This is a genomic window from Rhizobium sp. RU35A (assembly GCF_900156005.1).
GTDB classification, from domain to species: Bacteria; Pseudomonadota; Alphaproteobacteria; order Rhizobiales; family Rhizobiaceae; genus Neorhizobium; species Neorhizobium straminoryzae.
Window position 1 is genome coordinate 295,428 of sequence record NZ_FTMR01000002.1, and the last position, 19,712, is coordinate 315,139.

Consider the following 19,712-nt stretch of genomic DNA (forward strand, 5'->3'; position numbering starts at 1 on the left):
TCCTCCCTGTATGCCATTAAGTTTCCGGTTCAAGCATAATTGTCGCCAGCGGCGGCAGTGTCACCTCGGCATGCACGCTGCCGCCGGCCGAAACCGCCTGCACCCGGCCGCCATTGCCCTTGCCGCTGCCGCCATAGATTTCCGCATCCGTGTTCAGCACCTCGCGCCAGCGTCCCGCCGAAGGCAGCGGCACGCGGTAGCTTTCCCTGAGAACAGGTGTGAAGTTGGTGATGACAGCCACCGGCTTTTCGCCGGGCGCCCTTCGCAGCCAGGCATAGACGGAGTTCTCCGCGTCATCGGCAATCAGCCATTCGAAGCCTTCCGGTTCGCAGTCGCGTTGGTGCAGCGCCTTCTTCGACCGGTAGGTGAAGTTGAGATCGCGCACCAGGCGGCGCATGCCTTCGTGCGGGTGGTAGTGCAGCAGGTTCCAGTCGAGGCCGCGCGCCTCGCTCCACTCGCTCCACTGTGCGAATTCCTGGCCCATGAACAGCAGCTTCTTGCCGGGATAGCCCCACATGAAGCCATAATAGGCGCGCAGGTTGGCAAACTTCTGCCAGTCGTCGCCGGCCATCTTGGCAATCAGCGATCCCTTGCCGTGCACCACCTCGTCATGGGAGAGCGGCAGCACGAAGTTCTCCGAATAGGCATAGAGCAGGCCGAAGGTCAGCTCGTTATGGTGGTGCTTGCGGTGAATGGGCTCGCGTTTCAGATAGCTCAGCGTGTCGTGCATGAAGCCCATGTTCCACTTGAAGCCGAAGCCGAGCCCGCCTTCATGCACCGGTTGGGAGACTTTGGGCCAGGAGGTCGATTCCTCGGCAATGGTCATCACGCCAGGATGGGTGGCGTAGTTGACGGTGTTCAGCTTTTGCAGGAAGCGCACAGCCTCCAGGTTTTCGCGTCCGCCATATTCGTTCGGCACCCATTCGCCGTCGCGGCGGGAATAGTCGAGATAGAGCATGGAGGCGACGGCATCGACGCGCAGGCCGTCGAGATGGAATTTCTCGGCCCAGTAGAGCGCGTTGTTGATGAGGTAGGAGAGAACCTCGATGCGACCGAAATTGTAGATCGCCGTGTTCCAGTCCGGATGAAAGCCCTGGCGCGGGTCGGCATGTTCGTAAAGCGCGGTGCCGTCGAATTCCTTCAGGCCATGCGCGTCGGTCGGGAAGTGGGCCGGCACCCAGTCGAGGATCACGCCGATGCCGACCTTGTGACAGCCGTTGACGAAGCGGGCAAAGCCTTCCGGTTCGCCGAAGCGGGCGGTGGGCGCATAAAGCCCGGTCGTCTGGTAGCCCCAGGAGGGGTCGTAGGGGTGTTCGGTGACGGGAAGGAACTCGATATGGGTGAAGCCCATGTCGACCACGTAGGGGATCAGCTCGGAGGCAAGCTCGTCCCAGCTCAGGAAGGTGCCGTCGTCACGCCGGCGCCAGGAGCCGGCATGCACCTCGTAGATGGCGATTGGCTGGCGACGGTGGTCTGCCTTGGCCCAGAACTCCCGATGGGCCGTGTCTTCCCATTTCTGCGTGAGGTCGGGTGCGGCGACGGAGGCGGTGGCGGGGCGAAGCTCGGCGCGGCGGGCATAGGGGTCTGCCTTCAGCGGCAGCATGGCGCCCGATGCGGCGATGATTTCGAACTTGTAGGTGGCGCCCGCCCGCACATCCGGGGCAAAAATCTCCCAGATGCCGGTATCGACGCGCAGCCGCATCACATGCCTGCGGCCATCCCAGCCGTTGAAATCGCCCACCACTGAAACGCGCGCCGCATTGGGGGCCCAGACCGCGAAGTGGAAGCCCTCGACACCCTCATGCTTCATCGGGTGGGCGCCCATCTTGTCGAAAAGCCTCAGATGCGAGCCTTCACGGACGAAGTAGTCATCCATCGGCCCGAGAACCGGGCCGAAACTGTAGGGGTCGGTCAGCGCCCATTCCACATCACCGCGACGGGCGCGGTAGCGGATGGGTTTCGGCTGGGCGAGAGACACGACACCTTCGAAGAAGCCTGCCTCGTGGCGCAGCATCAGCTCGCCGATTTCCGAACCGTCCAGCGCAAGGGCGGTGACGCCGTCTGCGCCGGGAATGAAGCAGCGGGCAATGGTGCCGCCGCCGATCTTGTGGGGGCCGAGGACCGCAAAGGGATTGCCGTGGGAACCACCGATGATCGCCTCGATCTCGGCAAGCGGAAGTTCCAGGCTGTTCTGTCCGTCCGTGCCGAGTTCCTTGGGCGTCTGATTCATCAGGCTCTCCAGATCTCCGAGGCATACTGGCGAATGGTGCGGTCGGAAGAGAACCAGCCCATGCGTGCGGTGTTGCGAATGGTCTTTTCGTACCACAGCACCGGATCGGACCAGATCTGGTCCACGTCCCGCTGCGCCTTGGCATAGGAATCGAAATCGCCGGCCACCATGAACCAGTCGTGATTGTAGAGCCCGTCGATCAGTTCGGCGAAGCGAGAGCGGTCGTCGGGCGAGAACACGCCGGAGGCGATTGCCGACAGTGCCTGCGACAGTTCGCGCGACCCCTCGATGATGGCGCGCGGATTGTGGCCGTCGGCGCGCGCCTTTGCCACATCGTCCGCCGTCATGCCGAAGATGACAATGTTGTCGGCGCCGACATGGTCGCGCATCTCGACATTGGCACCATCCAGCGTGCCGATGGTCAACGCGCCGTTCAGGCCGAATTTCATATTGCCGGTGCCGGAGGCTTCCATGCCGGCCGTCGAGATCTGCTCGGAAAGGTCGGCGGCCGGCACCATGGTTTCGGCCAGCGTCACGTTGTAGTTCGGCACGAAGACGACCTTCAGCAGGCCGCGCACGGCCGGATCGTTGTTGATCACGCGCGCCACGTCATTGGCAAGCTTGATGATCAGCTTGGCGTTATGATAGCTCGGCGCTGCCTTGCCGGCGAAGAATTTGACGCGCGGCACCCAGTCCAGTTCGGGGTGCGAACGGATCTGGTCGTAGAGCGCCACCGCCTCGATGATGTTGAGCAGCTGCCGCTTGTATTCGTGGATGCGCTTGATCTGGATGTCGAACATGGCCGAAGGGTCGAGCCGGATGCCCATGCGGCTGCCGACCAGGTTGGCAAGCTTCACCTTGTTGGCGCGCTTCACGGCGGCGAACTTTTCCTGGAACGCCTTGTCGGTGGCAAAGGCATCCAGCGCCGTCAGCTTCTCGGTGTCATCTTCGAACGCGTCGCCGATCGCCTCGCGGATGAGATCGGTGAGGCCGGGATTACACTGCATCAGCCAGCGGCGGGGCGTGATGCCGTTCGTCTTGTTGTTGATGCGCGTGGGGTAGAGCGCATGCAGGTTGGCGAACACGGTTTCCTTCATCAGTTCCGTGTGGAGGGCGGAGACGCCATTGATCGAATGGGAGCCGACGAAGGCCAGGTTGCCCATGCGCACGCGGCGGTCGCCATTTTCGTCGATCAGCGAGATCGCGCGGATCTGGCCGTCGCCGAACTTCTTCTCCTTGCGCGCGTCCAGAAGGATCTTGGTGTTGATCGTGTAGATGATCTGCATGTGGCGTGGCAGCAGCCGCTCGAACAGCGGCACCGGCCAGCTTTCCAGCGCTTCCGGCAGAAGCGTGTGGTTGGTGTAGGAGAAGGTCTGGCGGGTAATGTCCCAGGCCTCGTCGAAATCCATGCCGTGCACATCGGACAGCAGGCGCATCATTTCGGCGATGGACACCGCCGGATGCGTGTCGTTCAGCTGGATCGCGACTTTCTCATGGAGGTTGGTGAAGTCGGGATACTGCTGCAGATGGCGGCGCAGGATGTCCTGCAGCGAGGCCGACGAGAAGAAATATTCCTGCCGGAGGCGCAGTTCCTGGCCGGCCGGATTGGCATCGGCCGGATAAAGAACGCGGGTCAGCGTCTCGGCCTTGTTGCTCTCGCGCAGCGCGCCGATATGGTCGCCGGCATTGAAGGCGTCGAGCAGGATCGGGTCGATCGGCTGGGCGGACCACAGGCGCAGCGTGTTGACGCGCGCGCCCCGCCAGCCGACGATCGGCGTATCATAGGCCATGGCGATCATGCGCTCGGCCGGCTTCCACACGTAGCGCGGCGGCTCGTCATAGGCACCGACGCTTTCCACCGAACCGCCGAAGCCGATTTCGTAGGAGCTTTCGCGGCGCTCGAATTCCCAGGGATTGCCGTGGGCGAGCCAGGTCTCCGGCAGTTCCACCTGCCAGCCGTCGGCCATCTGCTGGCGGAACAGGCCGTGTACGTAGCGGATGCCGTAGCCATAGGCAGGAATATCGACGGTCGCCATGCTTTCCATGAAACAGGCTGCGAGACGGCCGAGACCGCCATTGCCGAGGGCCGCATCCGGCTCCAGCCCGGCAATCACCTCGATGTCCACACCAAGCGAGGAAAGGGCATCGCGGATTTCCTGCAGCAGACCGAGATTGCTGACGGCGTCACGCATCAGGCGGCCGATCAGGAATTCCAGCGAGAGATAATAGACGCGCTTGTCGCCCGTCCGGTAGACCTTGCGGGTGGACTCCATCCAGCGATCGATGATGCGGTCGCGCACCACCAGAATGGTGGCGGTGAGCCAGTCATGGGGCTTGGCAACCTTGGCATCCTTGCCGATCCGGTAGGTCAGCCGTTCGATGATCTCTTCCGCCATGATCCGTGGATTGGAACTGCGCGGGGCCGGCTGCGGAATATCGACCGGAGAAAGAGTGTTGTTCATGAGGTCGCCCACTTTGCTGTCTTGAACGAGAAGGGAATGGTCTTTGAAAACGATGCGGCACTCTGTCGGATTACAGTTTATGCATCGTTCACAGACACATGCAATCATCCTGTGCAATAGTTTGCCGACTTCCTGCGTCCAGCGCATGGCTGGTCTGCAAGCCGCTGGAGAAAAAGGCAAAATCCGCCCGTGATCAAAGCATGGGCAGCAGGCAAGGCTGGCCATTTCCGGCCGGTGAGCAAAACGCGTCTTGCGTCAGTTTGTCAGGCGAACGGCGCTCCTGGCGGCCTTGCGACCGATTTCGCCGAAGGCTGTGACCAGATCCGTCATGTCGTCGGATTCATAATAGTTGTCGGCGTTGCTCGCACAGGCCTGCAGCAGCGCCTTGCCGCGATCCGGCGCCATGAAGGCGACGGTGAAGATGGTGATGCCGTCTTTCCTTGCCTGTGCGCAGGCCAACCGCACGGCATCATCGATCGACTTGTTCCAGCTGTTGCTGTAGCCGGTCATCTCCCCATCCGTCATCAGCACGACGAAGCGCGCGAAGTTCAGGTTGCCCTTCGTCTTGTGCGCCTGCGCCTCGGCAGGATTGGTCGAAACGAGATCCGCATAGGCAATGCCCATGGCGCCACGTGCATCGGTGCCGCCGGAGGGGATGGCGGGCAGGGCGGTCACATAGGTTGCGGCGGTGCTCGTGCCCCAGGCCGGGTGTTGTGCCGTCTTTGTCTCATGCGTGTAGGAAATGGCTCCGATGCGGATAAGGTCGCGTGCTGCGGTTTCCTGAACGGAAGTGGACGCGCCGCTCGGGGCGGCTGCCTTCTTCAGTTCGGCAAACATGACCGCTGCCGCCGATTTCAGGGCGGCGATCTTGGTCACGTAGTTGGCGACGGTCACTGTCTGGTTGTACCAGCCGTAACACTGCCGGCGGCGACCGCAATCATAATAGCCGAGCACCGCCTGGGTGGTGGTCCTGGTCGGATTGACCGGATCGACGGTGGTGGTGTCCTCGCCCATGGAACCGGATTCGTCGAGAACGAGATACATCGACAGGGCATGGCCCTCGCGCGCGCTCTGGGCGACGCTGTGGACGCTGACCGACACGCTGTCGAAGCCGAGCAGCCGGGACAGCGCACTCAGTTCCACTGGTGCCGATGTGTCGAGTGTTACCTGGAAGGCCTTGGACGCGCCAGTGCCGGCGCTGGTGGTGGCAATCGCCTTGCTGCTCGCCTCCAGCGCCGCCTTTGCGGCGTCGATCTCCGCCTGACCGGCGCCCCGGCGGCGCAGATCCTCTATATACTGTCCGACGAGGAAACTGCGTGCCATCGCCATGGCATCCGCCTCGCTGATGTCGTCGTTCGACATCTTCGCCGCAGCCGCCAGCGTGGCGGAATCGGCAACCGCCTGCAGCGCCGCCTTCTTTTGCAGAACGTTGGTGAGATCGACCGCCATGCCCGCGCCTCCGATCAGGGCCGGCAACAGGATCGCGGTCATCATGCCGAAATTGCCGCCGCGATCGCCGAGCAGCCGGGCCAGGGAAAAGCCGGTCATCGTCGTGGAACCCGTTTCCTCGCATCAGGATGTCAGGTTCTGGATAAGCGGGGATCCCTTGACGAAGCCTCACGAAAATCGGTGGCATTTGAACGAAGCGGCCGAAAGCGGGTCGAGCCGCCGCCGGTACGCCGGGCTGCCTGTCAGCCCTTGACGGGGATCACGTCCACGGCCTGCACGGTACGGTGGCTGCCATAGCTTTTGAGAACGCCGATGACGGGTGCCACGTCGGAATAGTCACGGCCATAGCCGACGACGATGTGATCGGCGCTTGCCGGGATATTGTTGGTGGGGTCGAGTTCGATATAGCCGGCCGCCTTGCCGCACCAGATGCGCACCCAGGCATGCATGGCATCTGCCCCTTCCAGCCGCTCCTTGCCGGGCGGCGGAATGGTGCGCAGGAAACCGCTGACATAGCCGGCGGGAATGCCGAGGCTGCGCAGCGCGATGATCATCACATGGCTGAAATCCTGGCACACCCCGCGCTTCAGCTGGAAGGCTTCGCGCGGACTGGTATCGACGGTCGTCGCCTCCGGATCGTATTTGAAGTCCTTGTGGATGCGGGTGCAAAGCGCGATCGCGATCTCGCGCACCGTCTGGCCGGGCCTGGCGCAGTCCCTTGCATAGGCGGCGATGTCGGCATTGTTCGCAAGGCGGGGGCTCGGTCCCGCCAGGTGATGCGGCGAATCCGCATCGATCGACCAGAGATCGGCCAGTTCCTGCCTGAGCTTCGGCAGTTCAGGCGAGAGATCGGCCGTCAGCGGCGTGGCCTCCACCTGCACGCGCGCCTGCATGCGGATGTCGAGCGCTGCATGCGGGCCGCGAAACAGGATGGAGGTCGTCTGCTGGCCGAAGAAATCGGTGAAGGTGCCGCGCTCGTCGGCGGTCGGCGAGACGCTGAGCGAACCGGCGATCAGCCGCTGGCGATCGGTCAGCGACAGCGGCATCACGCGCAGAAGATGGCGCGCGCCCGATGCCGGCACCTCGTAATGATAGCCCATGTGCAGCGAGAGATCGTAAAGCATGGGCTATCCGAAATAGGTCTGGCCGATGAGGTCGGAGAGCTTTTCCATCTCCGTCTCCAGCTTGCGGTAAATCTCTTCGTTCATCGCTTCCGGCGTCATCACGGCAAGGCCGGAATGCAGGCGCATGGCCTCGCGGTCGAGCGCCGACATCTGCCCGGTTCCATAAGGATGCGGCAGCTGCTCGACCTCGGTGCGGATCTCGTTCAGCTGGAAGAGAACCGAACGCGGGTTGAGCGGATCGAGCGCCAGAAGATCGGTGACCGTCAGCCGCGCGGTGTTGACGTTGTAGCGGCGGCGATGGGTCATCACGCTGTCGCCGATCTCCAGCAGCATGTCGAGCGCGCCGTCCGGGGCATCCGGGCCGGACATGTGGCCGAGCAGGCGTGTCATGTGCAGGCCGCGTTCCAGATAGCGGCCGATCGAGAGAAAGCGCCAGCCGGTGAAGCGATACATGTTTTCGTGCACGAGACCGGCAAAGCCCGCGAGCTTCCGCAACAGGACGGTCATGGCATGCGCGGCATCGTCACCCGCCTGCACCGCCTCATGGAAACGCTTGGCGGTCTTGGCGAGATCGTTCAATGCCAGCCATCCATCCGGCGAGAAGCGGTCGCGGATATTGCTGGCGGAATAGATGGCGCTGTCGATGTTGCGGATCAGCGGTTCGGGCACGGCTTTGGCCATGTCCATGTCGATGCTCTTCAGGTAGCGCGTCACGTCGGCCAGCAGCGGCTGGTCGGGATCGGCGCTCTCGGCATAGCGCATGTTCCAGGAGCGCAGGATACGCAGCGCCCCTTCCGCCCGCTCGATATAGCGGCCGAGCCAGTAGAGATTGTCGGCCGCGCGGCTTGGCAGGCTGCCCGGCATGTTGCGGGAGAAGCTTTCCTCCGGCGGCAGCAGCGTCTGGCGCTCCACAGGCTTGTCGGAGACGATCCAGACGTCAGCGGCAGAACCGCCGGCCTGCATGGCAATCGCCGCCACGTCGTCGCCCGAGCCGATGCGGGCAAAGCCGCCCGGCATGATCTGCCAGCCCTTTTCAGTGCGGGCGGCAAACACACGTAGCGACATCGGCCGGGGCCGCAGCTTGCCGTCCACGTAAGCCGGGGTGGTCGAGAGCGTCACCACCTCCTGGCCGACGAGGCGGTTGCCCTCGCTCGCCAGCCATTCCTCGATGCTGGCCTTGGTGCCCTTGCGGCGCACGCCCAGCACCGACTGGCCGTTGTCGTCGAAGAAGGGCGCGCAGGAATAGGCGGGGCCGATCACCATGCGCTCGAAATTGTCGGCGACGTGCTGGCGTTCCGTCTTCTGGCCGCACCACCAGGTGGCGATCGAGGGAAGCTTCAGGTCTTCGCCCAGCAGCCGGCGACAGATCGTGGGGGTGAAGGCGAGCAGCGCGCGCGTTTCCAGCACGCCGGAGCCCAGTGCATTGACGATGGTGACGGAGCCGGCGCGCAGCGCCTGCACCATGCCGGGCGTGCCGATATGCGAATTCTGGTTCAGTTCCAGCGGGTCGGCATAGGAGGCATCGAGACGGCGCCAGAGAACGCCGAGCGGCTTCAGGCCTGCCACGGTGCGCACCATCACCTTGTCGTTCACCACCGTCAGGTCTTCACCCTCCAGCAGCATGAAGCCAAGATAGCGGGCGATATAGGCGTGCTCGAAATAGGTCTCGTTGGCAGGGCCGGGGGTCAGAACCGCGATGCGGTCGTCCGGGCTCTTCTTGTGAGCCTGCAGCGCGTTGCGGAAGGCACCGAAAAAGGAGGCGAGCCGGTGCACGTGGCTTTCGGCATAGATGTCGGAAAAGGCGCGGGTGGTCGCCACGCGGTTTTCCAGCGCGAAGCCGGCGCCCGACGGCGCCTGCGTGCGGTCGGCCAGCACCCACCAGTTGCCATCCGGCCCGCGACCGATCTCGAAGGAGCAGAAATGCAGGTAATGGCCGTTGGCGGGGTTCACGCCGACCAGCGGGCGCAGGAATTCTGGATTGGAGGCAATCAGCGCCGGCGGCACGATGCCCTCGCGCACCAGCATGTTGTCGCCATAGATGTCGGCGACGATCTTTTCCATCAGTTCGGCGCGCTGCACGAGGCCGGCGGAAACCTTTTCCCATTCCTTGCCGTCGATGAGGACGGGAATGTGGGAGATCGGCCAGTTGCGCTCGCTGCTGCCCTGGCCGCCATAGCTGCGATAGAAGACGCCGGCATCGCGCAGATAGCGGTCCGCACGGGCAAATCGCTCGTGCAGTTCCGCTTCCGACATGTGGCCGAGCGAATCGATCAGGTGCTGCCAGACCGGCCGGATCTGCCCGTCGCGGTCCAGCATCTCGTCGGATATGCCCGGCAGGGCGCGGTAGCCGAGGATCGGGTCGTCGCCGATGGCCTCGTCTTCCTCGCGGATATCAGGTGCCGGGATCACTGCCACATCAGACTCCTATTGGCCGGCGCAGGTCGAGCGTCAGGGGGAATTCCGGCGAGACCTGTTCCGGCATCAATGCATATCGGCCTGCGCTATGCCCCCACGGTTCGAAACGCGCAAGCCTGCGGGCTTCCGCTTCGTTGCCATTGACGGGGAAAGTCTCGTAATTGCGCCCGCCGGGATGGGCCACATGGTAGACGCACCCGCCGATGGAGCGCTGCGACCACACATCATAGATGTCGAAGGTGAGCGGCGAATTAACGGGCAACACCGGATGCAGGCCGGAGGCCGGCTGCCAGGCCTTGAAGCGCACGCCCGCCACCGCCGTGCCGGAAGCACCGATGGCCGCCAGCGGCACCGCGCGGCCATTGCAGGCCACCCGGTAGCGCTCCGGATTGCCGGTTTCCAGCTTCACCTGCAGGCGTTCGACGGAGGAATCGACATAGCGCACCGTGCCGCCGATGGCGCCCTGCTCGCCCATCACGTGCCACGGTTCCAGCGCCTGCCGCAGCTCCAGCTTTGCCCCCTCGTATTCCACCTCGCCGAAGAAGGGGAAGCGGAATTCCAGCTGGGCGGCAAACCATTCCGGGCGGAAGTCGAAGCCGTTTTCACGCAGGTCGCGCAGAACGTCGAGGAAATCGGCCCAGACATAATGCGGCAGCATGAAGCGGTCGGCGAGCGCCGTGCCCCAGCGCACGAAGGAGCCCTTGGCCGGGTTCTTCCAGAAACGCGCGATCAGCGCGCGCACCAGAAGCTGCTGGGCGAGTGACATGCGGGCATTCGGCGGCATCTCGAAGCCGCGGAATTCCACAAGTCCCAGGCGACCCGTCGGCCCGTCCGGCGAAAACAGCTTGTCGATGCAGATTTCGGAGCGGTGGGTATTGCCGGTGACGTCCGTCAGAAGGTTGCGGAACAGGCGGTCCACCAGCCAGGGCAGGGGCGGGAGGCCTTCGCCGGGCGCCGGAACCTGGGAGAGCGCGATCTCCAGCTCGTAGAGACTGTCATGCCGCGCCTCGTCGATGCGCGGCGCCTGGCTGGTCGGGCCGATGAACAGGCCCGAGAACAGATAGGAGAGCGAGGGATGCCGCTGCCAGTGCAGCACCAGGCTCTTCAAAAGGTCGGGCCTACGCAGGAAGGGGCTGTCGTTCGGATTGGCGCCGCCGACCACCACATGGTTGCCGCCGCCGGTGCCGGTATGGCGCCCGTCGATCATGAACTTGTCGGCGCCAAGACGGCTCTGGCGCGCCTCCTCGTAGATCGCGGTGGTGATGTCGACGCAATCCTTCCAACTGGAGGCCGGATGGATGTTGACCTCGATGACGCCGGGATCGGGCGCCACGCGGATCACGTTGATGCGCTCGTCATGCGGCGGCGCATAGCCTTCGATATGGACCGGCAGGCCGAGCTGCGCGGCAGCGCGTTCGGCGGAAGCGACGAGATCGAGATAATCCTCGATCGAGACGGTCGGCGGCATGAAGACGCAGAGCCGGCCATCGCGCGGTTCCACCGACATGGCGGTACGCACGTAACCGCCGATCTCTTCCGTGCTGCGCGGCTGCGGCGTGTGATCGGGTGCGAAAGGCTCGAAATGCGCGGCCTGCAGCGGGCGTCCGGCATCCTCCTGGAAATTCGGCAGGGGCGCGCGCGGGATGCTGGGATCCATCGGGTTGATATAGGGGTATTGCGAGGGCGGAATGTATGGCAGCGCGTTCAGCGGCAGGCGGTAGCCGACAGGGCTGTCGCCGGGCACAAGAAAAATGCGGCCGCGGCGCGTGCGCCACTTCTCGCTGATCCAGCGACGGCCGCTTGCCCGGCTGTTCCAGGCCTGCACCGGCATGACATAGCCGGACGGCCGGGTCAGGCCGCGTTCGAAGACGCGGGCCAGGCGATTGCGCTCTTCCGGGTCTTTCAGCTTGGAGTTCGCCGGATCGACATTGTCTGGAAGGTTTGCCTCGCGCAAAATCCATTCGCCCGGATCCTCGAAGGCCGGCACCACCATGTCGGGCGTGATGTCCAGTTCGCCCGCAATCGCGGTCAGCAGGCGGCCGGCATCGTCCTCCGTCACGTCGTAGCGGCGGCCTTCGACGGCGATCAGCGACGGATCGCTCCAGATCGGCAGGCCGTCCTTGCGCCAGTAGAGCGAGAAGGTCCAGCGCGGCAGGCTTTCGCCCGGATACCACTTGCCCTGGCCATAATGCAGGAAGCCGCCCGGCGCAAAGCGCTCGCGCAGCCGGCGGATCAGCACGTCGGCACGGTCGCGCTTGGTGGGGCCGACGGCCGCCGTGTTCCATTCGTCCGACTGAAAATCGTCGATGGAGACGAAGGTCGGCTCGCCGCCCATGGTCAGGCGGACATCCTGTGCCGTCAACACATCGTCGACACGCTCGCCGAGCGCATTCAGCGCCTGCCAGCTGTCATCGGAGAACGGCCTGGTGATGCGCGGATGTTCGGCAACCCGCTCCACTCGCATGTCAAAGGCGAATTCGGTTTCCGCCTCGCCGTAATAGCCGCCGGAGATCGGCGCTGCGTTGCGGAAATGCGGCGTGGCCGCCAGAGGAATATGGCTTTCACCGGTCAGAAGGCCGGAGGTCGGGTCAAGCCCGATCCAGCCGGCGCCGGGCAGATAGACTTCCGCCCAGGCATGCAGGTCGGTGAAATCCACCTCCGTGCCGGAGGGGCCGTCGAGCGCCTTCAGGTCCGGCGTCAGCTGGATGAGATAGCCGGAGACGAACCGGGCAGCAAACCCCAGGTGCCTGAGCACCTGCACCAGCAGCCAGCTGGTATCGCGGCAGGAGCCCCGGGCCGTTTCCAGCGTTTCTTCCGGCGTCTGCACACCGGGCTCCATGCGGATGACATAGCCGATCTCGCGCTGCAGGCGGGCATTGAGGCCGACGATCATATCGACGGTCGGCTGGTCCGGGCTCTTGTCCAGCGTTGCGAGGAAGGCTGCCAGCCTCTCGCCGGCCGGTTCCGGCGTGCGGTAGATCGACAGATCCTCGGCAAGCGTTACCGGATAATCAAAGGGCCATTTGGTGGCTTCTTCCTCAACGAAGAAGTCGAACGGGTTATAGACCGTCATGTCGGCGACGAGATCGACCTCGATCTTCAGTTCCGTCACCGGGTCGGGAAAGACATAGCGGGCAAGGTAGTTGCCGTAGGGATCCTGCTGAAGATTGACGAAGTGATTGGCCGGGGAGACCTTCAACGCGTGGCTGATGACGCGGGTTCTGGAATGGGCGGCAGGCTTCAGCCGGATGATCTGGGGCCCAAGGCGGACCGGCCTGTCATATTTGTAATGCGTCAGGTGATAGATACTGGCCTTGATCGACATGGAACTCCTAGTCGGACCCGCTCTCATGGGCCCGGCGCGCACGAAGGCCCGGAGTTTGTGCAATGCACGACAATAAAGCAAGGCGGTTTCGCGCTTATCCCGCGACGCTGGAAAATGCTGATAAAGCAATGGCGAACGGAAAGGCAGCAATGCGGCGTGCAGCAGCGCGGGCTGCATTTCGACCGGCGGGGCCAATCCTTGTCGAAGTGGTGTGACTGCCTGATATTGCTTCGTGCTGCCCCATAAACAGGCTGGCAATCGCCCGTAAAAAGGCGACGCCCGACAGGGCGCCGTCCATGCTGCTTACTGCTGAGGCTTTCGCCTAATATTTGTGCGTCAATGCCTGCGTGCTGTGCAGAAGGTTCAGCTGATCTTGCCGTTCGGCTGGGGTGGCGGCGTAAGCGCTTCCTCATGATACCAGCATCCGCCAAAGGCCAGGTCGGAGTAGCGCGCCGCTTCCTCCGGGCGTTTCGCCTCCTGTCTGTCCGCGCGCTCGCGCAGGCGACGGATGCCGCCGACGGGGAAGGGAATGATCTGGGCTGTGGGTCGTTCGGTTGCTGGGGTCATGGCCTTATCCTTTGTGCATTCTTCCATTCCAGGCGCTAATTTGCCTATATTTTACGCTTGATGCATTCATTTGCATCTTATCGTCTGGTTACTGTGTGTGCATTATGCCTAGAATCTAGACATTCTGCAACTGCGATAACTGAGGATTGAGGAATGAGGGCTGTTCTGTTGTTACGGCCCTGCCGCATCCTCTCAACACTCGGCTGCCCGATCGGTTCCGGCACGACGTCTCCCTGAATCGCGGTGCGGTCCTTGCCGTTGGCCGGCAAGGGTCGATGTTTTTCCGGGCGCGCGTGCATCTGGCACGCAAAATGCATTTCATCTGGCAGTCCCGGAGGCGACCTTCATGACGAAGCGGCGCGTACCTGGATCTGCAAAAACCTCGCAGTGTAGAAACGAGAGATGACTATGACGAAATACAAGCTCGAGTACATTTGGCTCGACGGCTACAAGCCGGTGCCGAATCTTCGCGGTAAGACCCAGATCAAGGAATTCGACGCTTTCCCGACGCTGGAGCAGCTGCCGCTGTGGGGCTTCGACGGTTCCTCCACGATGCAGGCCGAAGGTCATAGCTCCGACTGCGTTCTGAAGCCGGTCGCCATCTATCCGGATCCGGCCCGCACCAATGGTGCGCTGGTCATGTGCGAAGTCATGATGCCCGATGGCGTCACGCCGCATCCGTCCAACAGCCGCGCCACCATTCTCGATGACGAAGGCGCCTGGTTCGGTTTCGAACAGGAATACTTCTTCTACGAAAACGGCCGTCCGCTCGGCTTCCCGGAACAGGGCTACCCGGCTCCGCAGGGTCCGTACTACACGGGCGTCGGCTTCAAGAACGTCGGTTCGGTTGCCCGCGAAATCGTTGAAGAGCACCTGGACCTCTGCCTCGCCGCCGGCATCAACCACGAAGGCATCAATGCCGAAGTGGCCAAGGGCCAGTGGGAATTCCAGATTTTCGGCAAGGGCTCCAAGAAGGCCGCCGACCAGATCTGGATGGCACGCTACCTGCTGCTCCGTCTCTGCGAAAAGTACGGCATCGACGTCGAATTCCACTGCAAGCCGCTCGGCGATACCGACTGGAACGGCTCGGGCATGCACTGCAACTTCTCCACCACCTACATGCGCGAAGTGGGCGGTAAGGAATATTTCGAAGCCCTCATGGCTGCCTTTGCCAAGAACTGGAAAGAGCACATCGACGTCTACGGTCCGGACAACCACCTGCGTCTGACCGGCAAGCACGAAACCGCTCCGTGGAACAAGTTCTCCTACGGCGTGGCTGACCGTGGTGCCTCGATCCGCGTTCCGCACTCCTTCGTCAACAACGGCTACAAGGGCTATCTGGAAGATCGTCGTCCGAACTCCCAGGGCGACCCCTACGCGATTGCCTCGCGCGTTCTTGCCACGATCGCCGAAGTCCCGACGGCTGCTTCCGCAGCTGCCTGAGACCTGGCATCACCGACATGACGAACGGCACCGGAGCGATCCGGTGCCGTTTTGCTTATGAGGATCCTGCGGGGCGGACGGCTGCTGGCCGGGCGTGCGGCAAAAGGCAGGGTCAGGCTTCGCCGACGGCCTCGCGGCGGCGGCGGTCCAGTTCTTCGCTGTAGCGGCGCAGCGTATGCGCTTCGCTCAACTGGCCGATGACGCGGCGGTCGATCAGGTTGTTGATGACAGGCAGCGCTTCGGCACGCGACTGGTCAAAGATTTCCACCGCCTGCTTGGCATTCATCTGCGGCAGCAGGAAATCGTTATGGTGGGTGAGGAAGTCCTCAAGCCGCGTGCGCGGCCGCGCCGTATCGGCTTCCTCGGCATAGAGTTCAGGCAGCGAAACGACGCCGGCATAGCGATCCGACGTATCGAGCAGGATCACGCGCTTGGCTGCGCCAAGCGGGAAGGTTTCCCGGAATTCCTCCAGCGAGACGCCGAGCCTTGCGCATTTCACGTCGGAGCGCATCAGCTTCTCGACGGTCAGGTTGCGGATCCATCCGACATCGTGGGCGCTGCGGATGCTTTCGCCGCGCAGGTGAAAGCGCCAGGTGGCGAAGGAATAGCCGAAGGTGGTGCGCACCACGAGAGAGGAGGTGATGACGGCGGCCAGCACCAGCGCGGTGATCGGGAAATCGGCGGTGATTTCCAGCGCCAGGAAGGTCATGGTCAGCGGGCCGCCGATGATGGCAACCGCAAGCGCACTCATGCCGACCACGGCCAGCACCGTCGGTGTCAGCGAACCGGTGGTGATCATGTCCGCCGGCATGCCGAAGATCTTGCCGATCAGCGAGCCCATGAACAGCGAGGCGAAGAACAGGCCACCACGGAAGCCGGAGCCGATGGAGACGGCCGAAGCGAGCGATTTCAGCAGGAAGATGCCGATCAGGATTTTCACCGGCGCATCGCTGTCCAGGTTGAGATGCAGCGCGCCGTGGCCGGCCGACAGTACCTGCGGCGTGACCATGCCGAGCAGGCCGACGACGATGCCGCCAAGCGCCGGGCGCACATAGGGCGGGATGGAACTCTTGCGGGCCAGTTCCTCGATGAACGCGACGCCCTGCATGATGACGATGCCGACGCCGGCGCAGATGGCGCCGAGCAGGATGGCCGGCACATAATCCGCCGGCGTGATGGTGCCGATTTCACCGACTTCGATGAGAAAGCTGTCGCCGGAGAGCGCCCGCGCCACGAAGGTGGCGATGATGGCGGAGATCACCACCGGCGCCAGCGCCACCATGCTGTAGGTGCCGATGATCAGTTCGAACGCATAGAAGGCGCCGGTCAGCGGCGCGTTGAAGGCGGCGGCAATCGCACCGGCTGCGCCGCAGCCGACGAGAATGCGCATGTCCTCGCGGCGCAGGTTCAGCTTGCTGCCGAGCTTGGAGGCAAGGCCGGCAGACAGCTGCGTATAGCCGGCTTCCAGGCCCACCGATGCGCCAAAGCCGTTGGAGATCAGGTTCTGGCCGGCCACGATGAAGCTGTCGGTCAGCGAGATGCGCCCGCCATAGAGCGCATTGGCCTCGATGGGGTCGACGATGGCGCGCCTGCGCCGCCGTGACAGGATGAAGAGAACGACACCCAGCAGCATGCCGCCGATGATGGGGGCGGTCAGGACGATCAGCTTGTTGTCGATGATCGAGGCGCTCAGCCAGTCCAGCCTGCCGATGCCGAAGATCAGGCTGTGCAGGCTGCGCGAGATCCAGCTCATGCCGCTGACGGCGGCGCCGGCCGCGAGACCGATCAGCATGGCCGAGAAGATCAGTCCGAGCTCGCTGCCGCGGGCAAAGGCCTTCTTCTTGATCAGCTTGCCCCAGGCATGGCCAAGGCGCAGCAGCGGGATGTTGGAGAGGGTCTTCATCGGGCGGTCCACCCTCCTGCTCTGGTTCCGGCCCGCCTCTGCCCGCCACGCGGGCCCGTCCGCGCCGGCCGGGGCTGCGGTGGTCTTCGGGGGCAGCGCGCCCTCTGTATCCTCGGCAGGTAAAAGCATGAAGGGTGTCGTCGTTTCAAGCAGGTTTATGGAGACCGGAACCGGCCGTTCGGATCTCCGGCCGGCCGTGCGACAGTACGCGTGCGCACCGTGCAGACCCGGCTTTGGCCCTGTCCTTATACGGCAACAATGGCTGCAATCTGATGAATGGCCGGTTCAGCCGCTGTTCAGGCGGCCGGGCGAATTCTTGCCCTCGCCATCTCGGAATTGAGGTACATGCCATGAAGATGTTCGTGTCTGCCATTGTCCTGTCGCTTGCCGGTGCCGGCGCGGCACTTGCCGGACCCGTTGCGCCGCCTGCCATTGCCGCATCACAGGCCGCGCCTGGCCTCGTGCAGCAGGTCGATTATGCCTGTGGTCCGGGGTGGAGGCTCACCCGCTGGGGCGACTGCGTGCCGCGCCGGCCGCCCCCGCCGCCACGTTACTATCGCCCGCCCCCGCCGCCCGAATGGGGTTGGGGACCGCCGCCGCGCCACTGGCACCGGCCACCCCCGCCGCCGGCCTGGGGCTGGGGTCCGCCGCCTCGGGCGCACTGGGACGGTCCGCGCTGGTAGTTGTCTCGTCCGGTCAGAATACATAAAGGTGGCGCGGTCCGGCGCCACCTTCCTGAAGATCCCTCCGTGGGGCAGTGCGATTCGCAGCGGCGAAGGCGGTGCTTCTCAGCGCGAGGCGGTCTGACGCAGCAGGCGGCACAGATTGACCAGCCCCGGATCATAGCTTGCCGCATTGACCGAGCGACAGCGGATCAGCATTTCCTCGCGTTCCCGCTCGGACATGGAACGCAGCGCCTGTCGCTGGGCCGGTGTCAGGCTGGTGCCGCTCCCGGAGCCGGCGCCCGGATTGCTCCCGGTTCCCGGCCCTGCCGGGCCTGTGCCGCCGCCAATGCCCAGATTGGCATCCACATCGACACCGCGTCCGCCGCCAAGTCCTGCCCCCACATCCGCGTTGATGCCGCGGCTGCCGCCGATCGAGGCGGTTGCGCCAGCATCAATGCCGTTGCCGCCGTCCACGCTGGCATTCACATCGGCGTTGACGCCGCGGTCTCCGCCGAGCGATGCGCTGACATCGGTGTCCGCCACACTGCCGCGACCGACAGCGGCCTCTGCGCCCGCGTTCACCCCGTTGTCGCCTCCCACCGACACATCCGCGCCGACGCCCACCCCGTCACGGGCATCGACGCTGACGCCCGCACTGACGCCGCCAACGGAGACGCCGATATCCGGCGACTGGGCAAAGGCGCCCGGAACGGGCACCACCGCTGCAGCACTGATCATCAGAATGCTCAAGGACTTATGCATGGTCTCCTCCATCTTGCAAAAACGTGAGCACGATTGAAACGTCGTGCCTGTTGTTCTTGTTTCGGTTGTGGAGGCAGGGTCACGGAAACGTGATGAGTCCGGCGATGCTGCGTTTTTTCGCCAAGTTCGAGCCCTCGGCAATGCGGGGCGGTGCTGTCGTCAGCGGCAGATGCCGGAAGCGAGCGCCCTCTGGATGCCGCGCACATCGCTCCCCTTGCCGAGCGTGCGCTGGATGGGCGTGCTGCTGCCCGACACCCAGATCTTCAATTCCGAATCGAGATCGAAAGTGCCTGCCGTTTCCACGCAAAAGCGGGTGATCGCGCGATAGGGGATGGTGGTATATTCGACCTTGCTGCCGGTGACGCCCTGGATGTCGACGAGAATCAGGCGATACTGGGTAAACACGAAAAAGTCCCGCACGATCCGGAAGGCCATCCGCGCCTCCTCGCCGTCGATCAGCACGTCCTGCAGGCGTCTCCCCAGATCGGCAGGGTCCACGCTGGAGCCGTGCCCCAGCAAGCCGTCGAACAGTCCCATGGTGCTCTCTCCCTTTTCGCTTTTTGCGATGAGATGTAGGGAGGGGCTGGCAAAAATGAAGGCCCGGTGCAGCTTGCGTGGCCGTCAGCGCCTGAAACCGGGGTGCAGATCGGGCAGAACAACAAAGCCGCTGCGGGGTGTGATTCGGCGATCGCCGCAAGGCAGAAACAGGAGCTGAAAAGATTGGGAAAGCCCATAAACGGAGAAATCCGCCGAAGCGGATTTCTCAACGTTTTGAATGGAATGGTGGGCGTGACAGGGATTGAACCTGTGACCCCTACGATGTCAACGTAGTGCTCTCCCGCTGAGCTACACGCCCTTCCGTGACGCGGCATAGACCATAACAGGCTCGGCCCGTCAACCGCTTTTTTCACCGGTCATGACTGTTTTTTGACAGTCACCTCCGGAAGCCCGGAAATCCGGGCTCAGGCGGCAAGAAGCTTGTTCACCTCGTCCACGAGGTCGCGCAGGTGGAAGGGCTTGGAGAGCACCTTGGCATCCTTCGGCGCCTTCGAATCGGAATTCAGCGCCACGGCGGCGAAGCCTGTGATGAACATCACCTTGAGGTCCGGGTCGAGTTCGGTGGCGCGGCGCGCCAGTTCGATGCCATCCATTTCCGGCATCACGATATCGGTCAGCAGCAGGGCGAAGGGCTCTTCGCGCAGGCGGTCATAGGCGCTTGCGCCATTGTCGAAGGACGCCACCTTGTAGCCGGCCTTTTCGAGCGCCTTCACGAGGAAGCGGCGCATGTCATTGTCATCTTCGGCAAGAAGGATTTTGTGCATCGTCAGGACCGTTTGTGGGTTCTCGGGTTTACGCCTGGTCGAGCC

Annotated in this window: 14 protein-coding genes and 1 tRNA gene; 2 read left to right on the top strand and 13 right to left on the bottom strand. The window is 63.6% G+C overall.

The window, feature by feature from the left end; all coding sequences use genetic code 11:
- Nucleotides 1-16: 16 nt before the first annotated feature.
- The 8 genes from glgB to F3H95_RS06025 form a co-directional block, all read right to left on the bottom strand.
- A complete protein-coding gene (glgB, locus tag F3H95_RS05990) occupies nucleotides 17-2,230 on the bottom strand; it encodes a 1,4-alpha-glucan branching protein GlgB (protein ID WP_149745271.1) in 2,214 nt (737 codons plus the stop codon).
- Nucleotides 2,230-4,692: a glycogen/starch/alpha-glucan phosphorylase gene (locus tag F3H95_RS05995; RefSeq protein ID WP_149745272.1), complete on the bottom strand. Its 2,463-nt coding sequence runs from the start codon at nucleotides 4,690-4,692 to the stop codon at nucleotides 2,230-2,232. Before F3H95_RS05995 ends, glgB begins: the two co-directional genes overlap by 1 nt.
- 255 nt (nucleotides 4,693-4,947) lie before the next feature.
- Entirely contained in the window at nucleotides 4,948-6,240 is a 1,293-nt protein-coding gene (locus F3H95_RS06000; protein WP_149745273.1) for a pilus assembly protein, read from the bottom strand.
- Between the two features lie 143 nt (nucleotides 6,241-6,383).
- Complete coding sequence (locus F3H95_RS06005; RefSeq protein ID WP_149745274.1) at nucleotides 6,384-7,265, bottom strand: transglutaminase family protein; 882 nt, start codon at nucleotides 7,263-7,265, stop codon at nucleotides 6,384-6,386.
- A gap of 3 nt (nucleotides 7,266-7,268) precedes the next feature.
- The gene (locus tag F3H95_RS06010) at nucleotides 7,269-9,656 is read right to left on the bottom strand and encodes a circularly permuted type 2 ATP-grasp protein (RefSeq protein WP_244617931.1); all 2,388 of its coding nucleotides are present in this window, start codon (nucleotides 9,654-9,656) and stop codon (nucleotides 7,269-7,271) included.
- A gap of 25 nt (nucleotides 9,657-9,681) precedes the next feature.
- Nucleotides 9,682-13,005 (bottom strand): transglutaminase family protein, encoded by a 3,324-nt coding sequence (locus tag F3H95_RS06015; RefSeq protein WP_149745275.1) that lies wholly within the window; start codon nucleotides 13,003-13,005, stop codon nucleotides 9,682-9,684.
- A 94-nt stretch (nucleotides 13,006-13,099) separates the two neighbouring features.
- Nucleotides 13,100-13,303 (bottom strand): hypothetical protein, encoded by a 204-nt coding sequence (locus tag F3H95_RS06020; protein WP_149745276.1) that lies wholly within the window; start codon nucleotides 13,301-13,303, stop codon nucleotides 13,100-13,102.
- A gap of 65 nt (nucleotides 13,304-13,368) precedes the next feature.
- Entirely contained in the window at nucleotides 13,369-13,572 is a 204-nt protein-coding gene (locus F3H95_RS06025; protein WP_149745277.1) for a DUF2735 domain-containing protein, read from the bottom strand.
- Between the two features lie 408 nt (nucleotides 13,573-13,980).
- Between F3H95_RS06025 and F3H95_RS06030 the strand changes: the two genes are divergently transcribed.
- The gene (locus F3H95_RS06030; protein ID WP_143127873.1) at nucleotides 13,981-15,015 is read left to right on the top strand and encodes a glutamine synthetase beta-grasp domain-containing protein; all 1,035 of its coding nucleotides are present in this window, start codon (nucleotides 13,981-13,983) and stop codon (nucleotides 15,013-15,015) included.
- Nucleotides 15,016-15,127: 112 nt separating this feature from the next.
- Here F3H95_RS06030 and F3H95_RS06035 read toward each other — a convergent pair whose 3' ends face one another.
- Complete coding sequence (locus F3H95_RS06035; RefSeq protein ID WP_149745278.1) at nucleotides 15,128-16,918, bottom strand: chloride channel protein; 1,791 nt, start codon at nucleotides 16,916-16,918, stop codon at nucleotides 15,128-15,130.
- Nucleotides 16,919-17,268: 350 nt separating this feature from the next.
- Here F3H95_RS06035 and F3H95_RS06040 point away from each other — a divergent pair, with 350 nt between their 5' ends.
- Nucleotides 17,269-17,601, top strand: a complete 333-nt coding sequence (locus F3H95_RS06040; protein WP_149745279.1) for a hypothetical protein — start codon at nucleotides 17,269-17,271, stop codon at nucleotides 17,599-17,601.
- Between the two features lie 105 nt (nucleotides 17,602-17,706).
- Here F3H95_RS06040 and F3H95_RS06045 read toward each other — a convergent pair whose 3' ends face one another.
- The 4 genes from F3H95_RS06045 to cpdR1 all read right to left on the bottom strand — a co-directional run bounded on the left by F3H95_RS06045 (nucleotide 17,707) and on the right by cpdR1 (nucleotide 19,667).
- A complete protein-coding gene (locus F3H95_RS06045) occupies nucleotides 17,707-18,345 on the bottom strand; it encodes a hypothetical protein (protein ID WP_149745280.1) in 639 nt (212 codons plus the stop codon).
- Between the two features lie 159 nt (nucleotides 18,346-18,504).
- Nucleotides 18,505-18,882, bottom strand: a complete 378-nt coding sequence (locus tag F3H95_RS06050) for a PH domain-containing protein (protein WP_149745281.1) — start codon at nucleotides 18,880-18,882, stop codon at nucleotides 18,505-18,507.
- Between the two features lie 244 nt (nucleotides 18,883-19,126).
- Nucleotides 19,127-19,201, bottom strand: a tRNA-Val gene (locus F3H95_RS06055).
- 106 nt (nucleotides 19,202-19,307) lie between these two features.
- A complete protein-coding gene (gene cpdR1, locus F3H95_RS06060; protein WP_149745282.1) occupies nucleotides 19,308-19,667 on the bottom strand; it encodes a response regulator CpdR1 in 360 nt (119 codons plus the stop codon).
- Nucleotides 19,668-19,712: the final 45 nt, after the last annotated feature.

Excerpts from the sequence above, each read along its gene's own strand:
- glgB (WP_149745271.1), bottom strand. The coding sequence starts at position 2,230 with ATGAATCAGACGCCCAAGGAACTCGGCACGGACGGACAGAACAGCCTG.
- F3H95_RS05995 (WP_149745272.1), bottom strand. The coding sequence starts at position 4,692 with ATGAACAACACTCTTTCTCCGGTCGATATTCCGCAGCCGGCCCCGCGC.
- F3H95_RS06000 (WP_149745273.1), bottom strand. The coding sequence starts at position 6,240 with ATGACCGGCTTTTCCCTGGCCCGGCTGCTCGGCGATCGCGGCGGCAAT.
- F3H95_RS06005 (WP_149745274.1), bottom strand. The coding sequence starts at position 7,265 with ATGCTTTACGATCTCTCGCTGCACATGGGCTATCATTACGAGGTGCCG.
- F3H95_RS06015 (WP_149745275.1), bottom strand. The coding sequence starts at position 13,005 with ATGTCGATCAAGGCCAGTATCTATCACCTGACGCATTACAAATATGAC.
- F3H95_RS06020 (WP_149745276.1), bottom strand. The coding sequence starts at position 13,303 with ATGGACGGCGCCCTGTCGGGCGTCGCCTTTTTACGGGCGATTGCCAGC.
- F3H95_RS06025 (WP_149745277.1), bottom strand. The coding sequence starts at position 13,572 with ATGACCCCAGCAACCGAACGACCCACAGCCCAGATCATTCCCTTCCCC.
- F3H95_RS06030 (WP_143127873.1), top strand. The coding sequence starts at position 13,981 with ATGACGAAATACAAGCTCGAGTACATTTGGCTCGACGGCTACAAGCCG.
- F3H95_RS06035 (WP_149745278.1), bottom strand. The coding sequence starts at position 16,918 with ATGAAGACCCTCTCCAACATCCCGCTGCTGCGCCTTGGCCATGCCTGG.
- F3H95_RS06040 (WP_149745279.1), top strand. The coding sequence starts at position 17,269 with ATGAAGATGTTCGTGTCTGCCATTGTCCTGTCGCTTGCCGGTGCCGGC.
- F3H95_RS06045 (WP_149745280.1), bottom strand. The coding sequence starts at position 18,345 with ATGCATAAGTCCTTGAGCATTCTGATGATCAGTGCTGCAGCGGTGGTG.
- F3H95_RS06050 (WP_149745281.1), bottom strand. The coding sequence starts at position 18,882 with ATGGGACTGTTCGACGGCTTGCTGGGGCACGGCTCCAGCGTGGACCCT.
- cpdR1 (WP_149745282.1), bottom strand. The coding sequence starts at position 19,667 with ATGCACAAAATCCTTCTTGCCGAAGATGACAATGACATGCGCCGCTTC.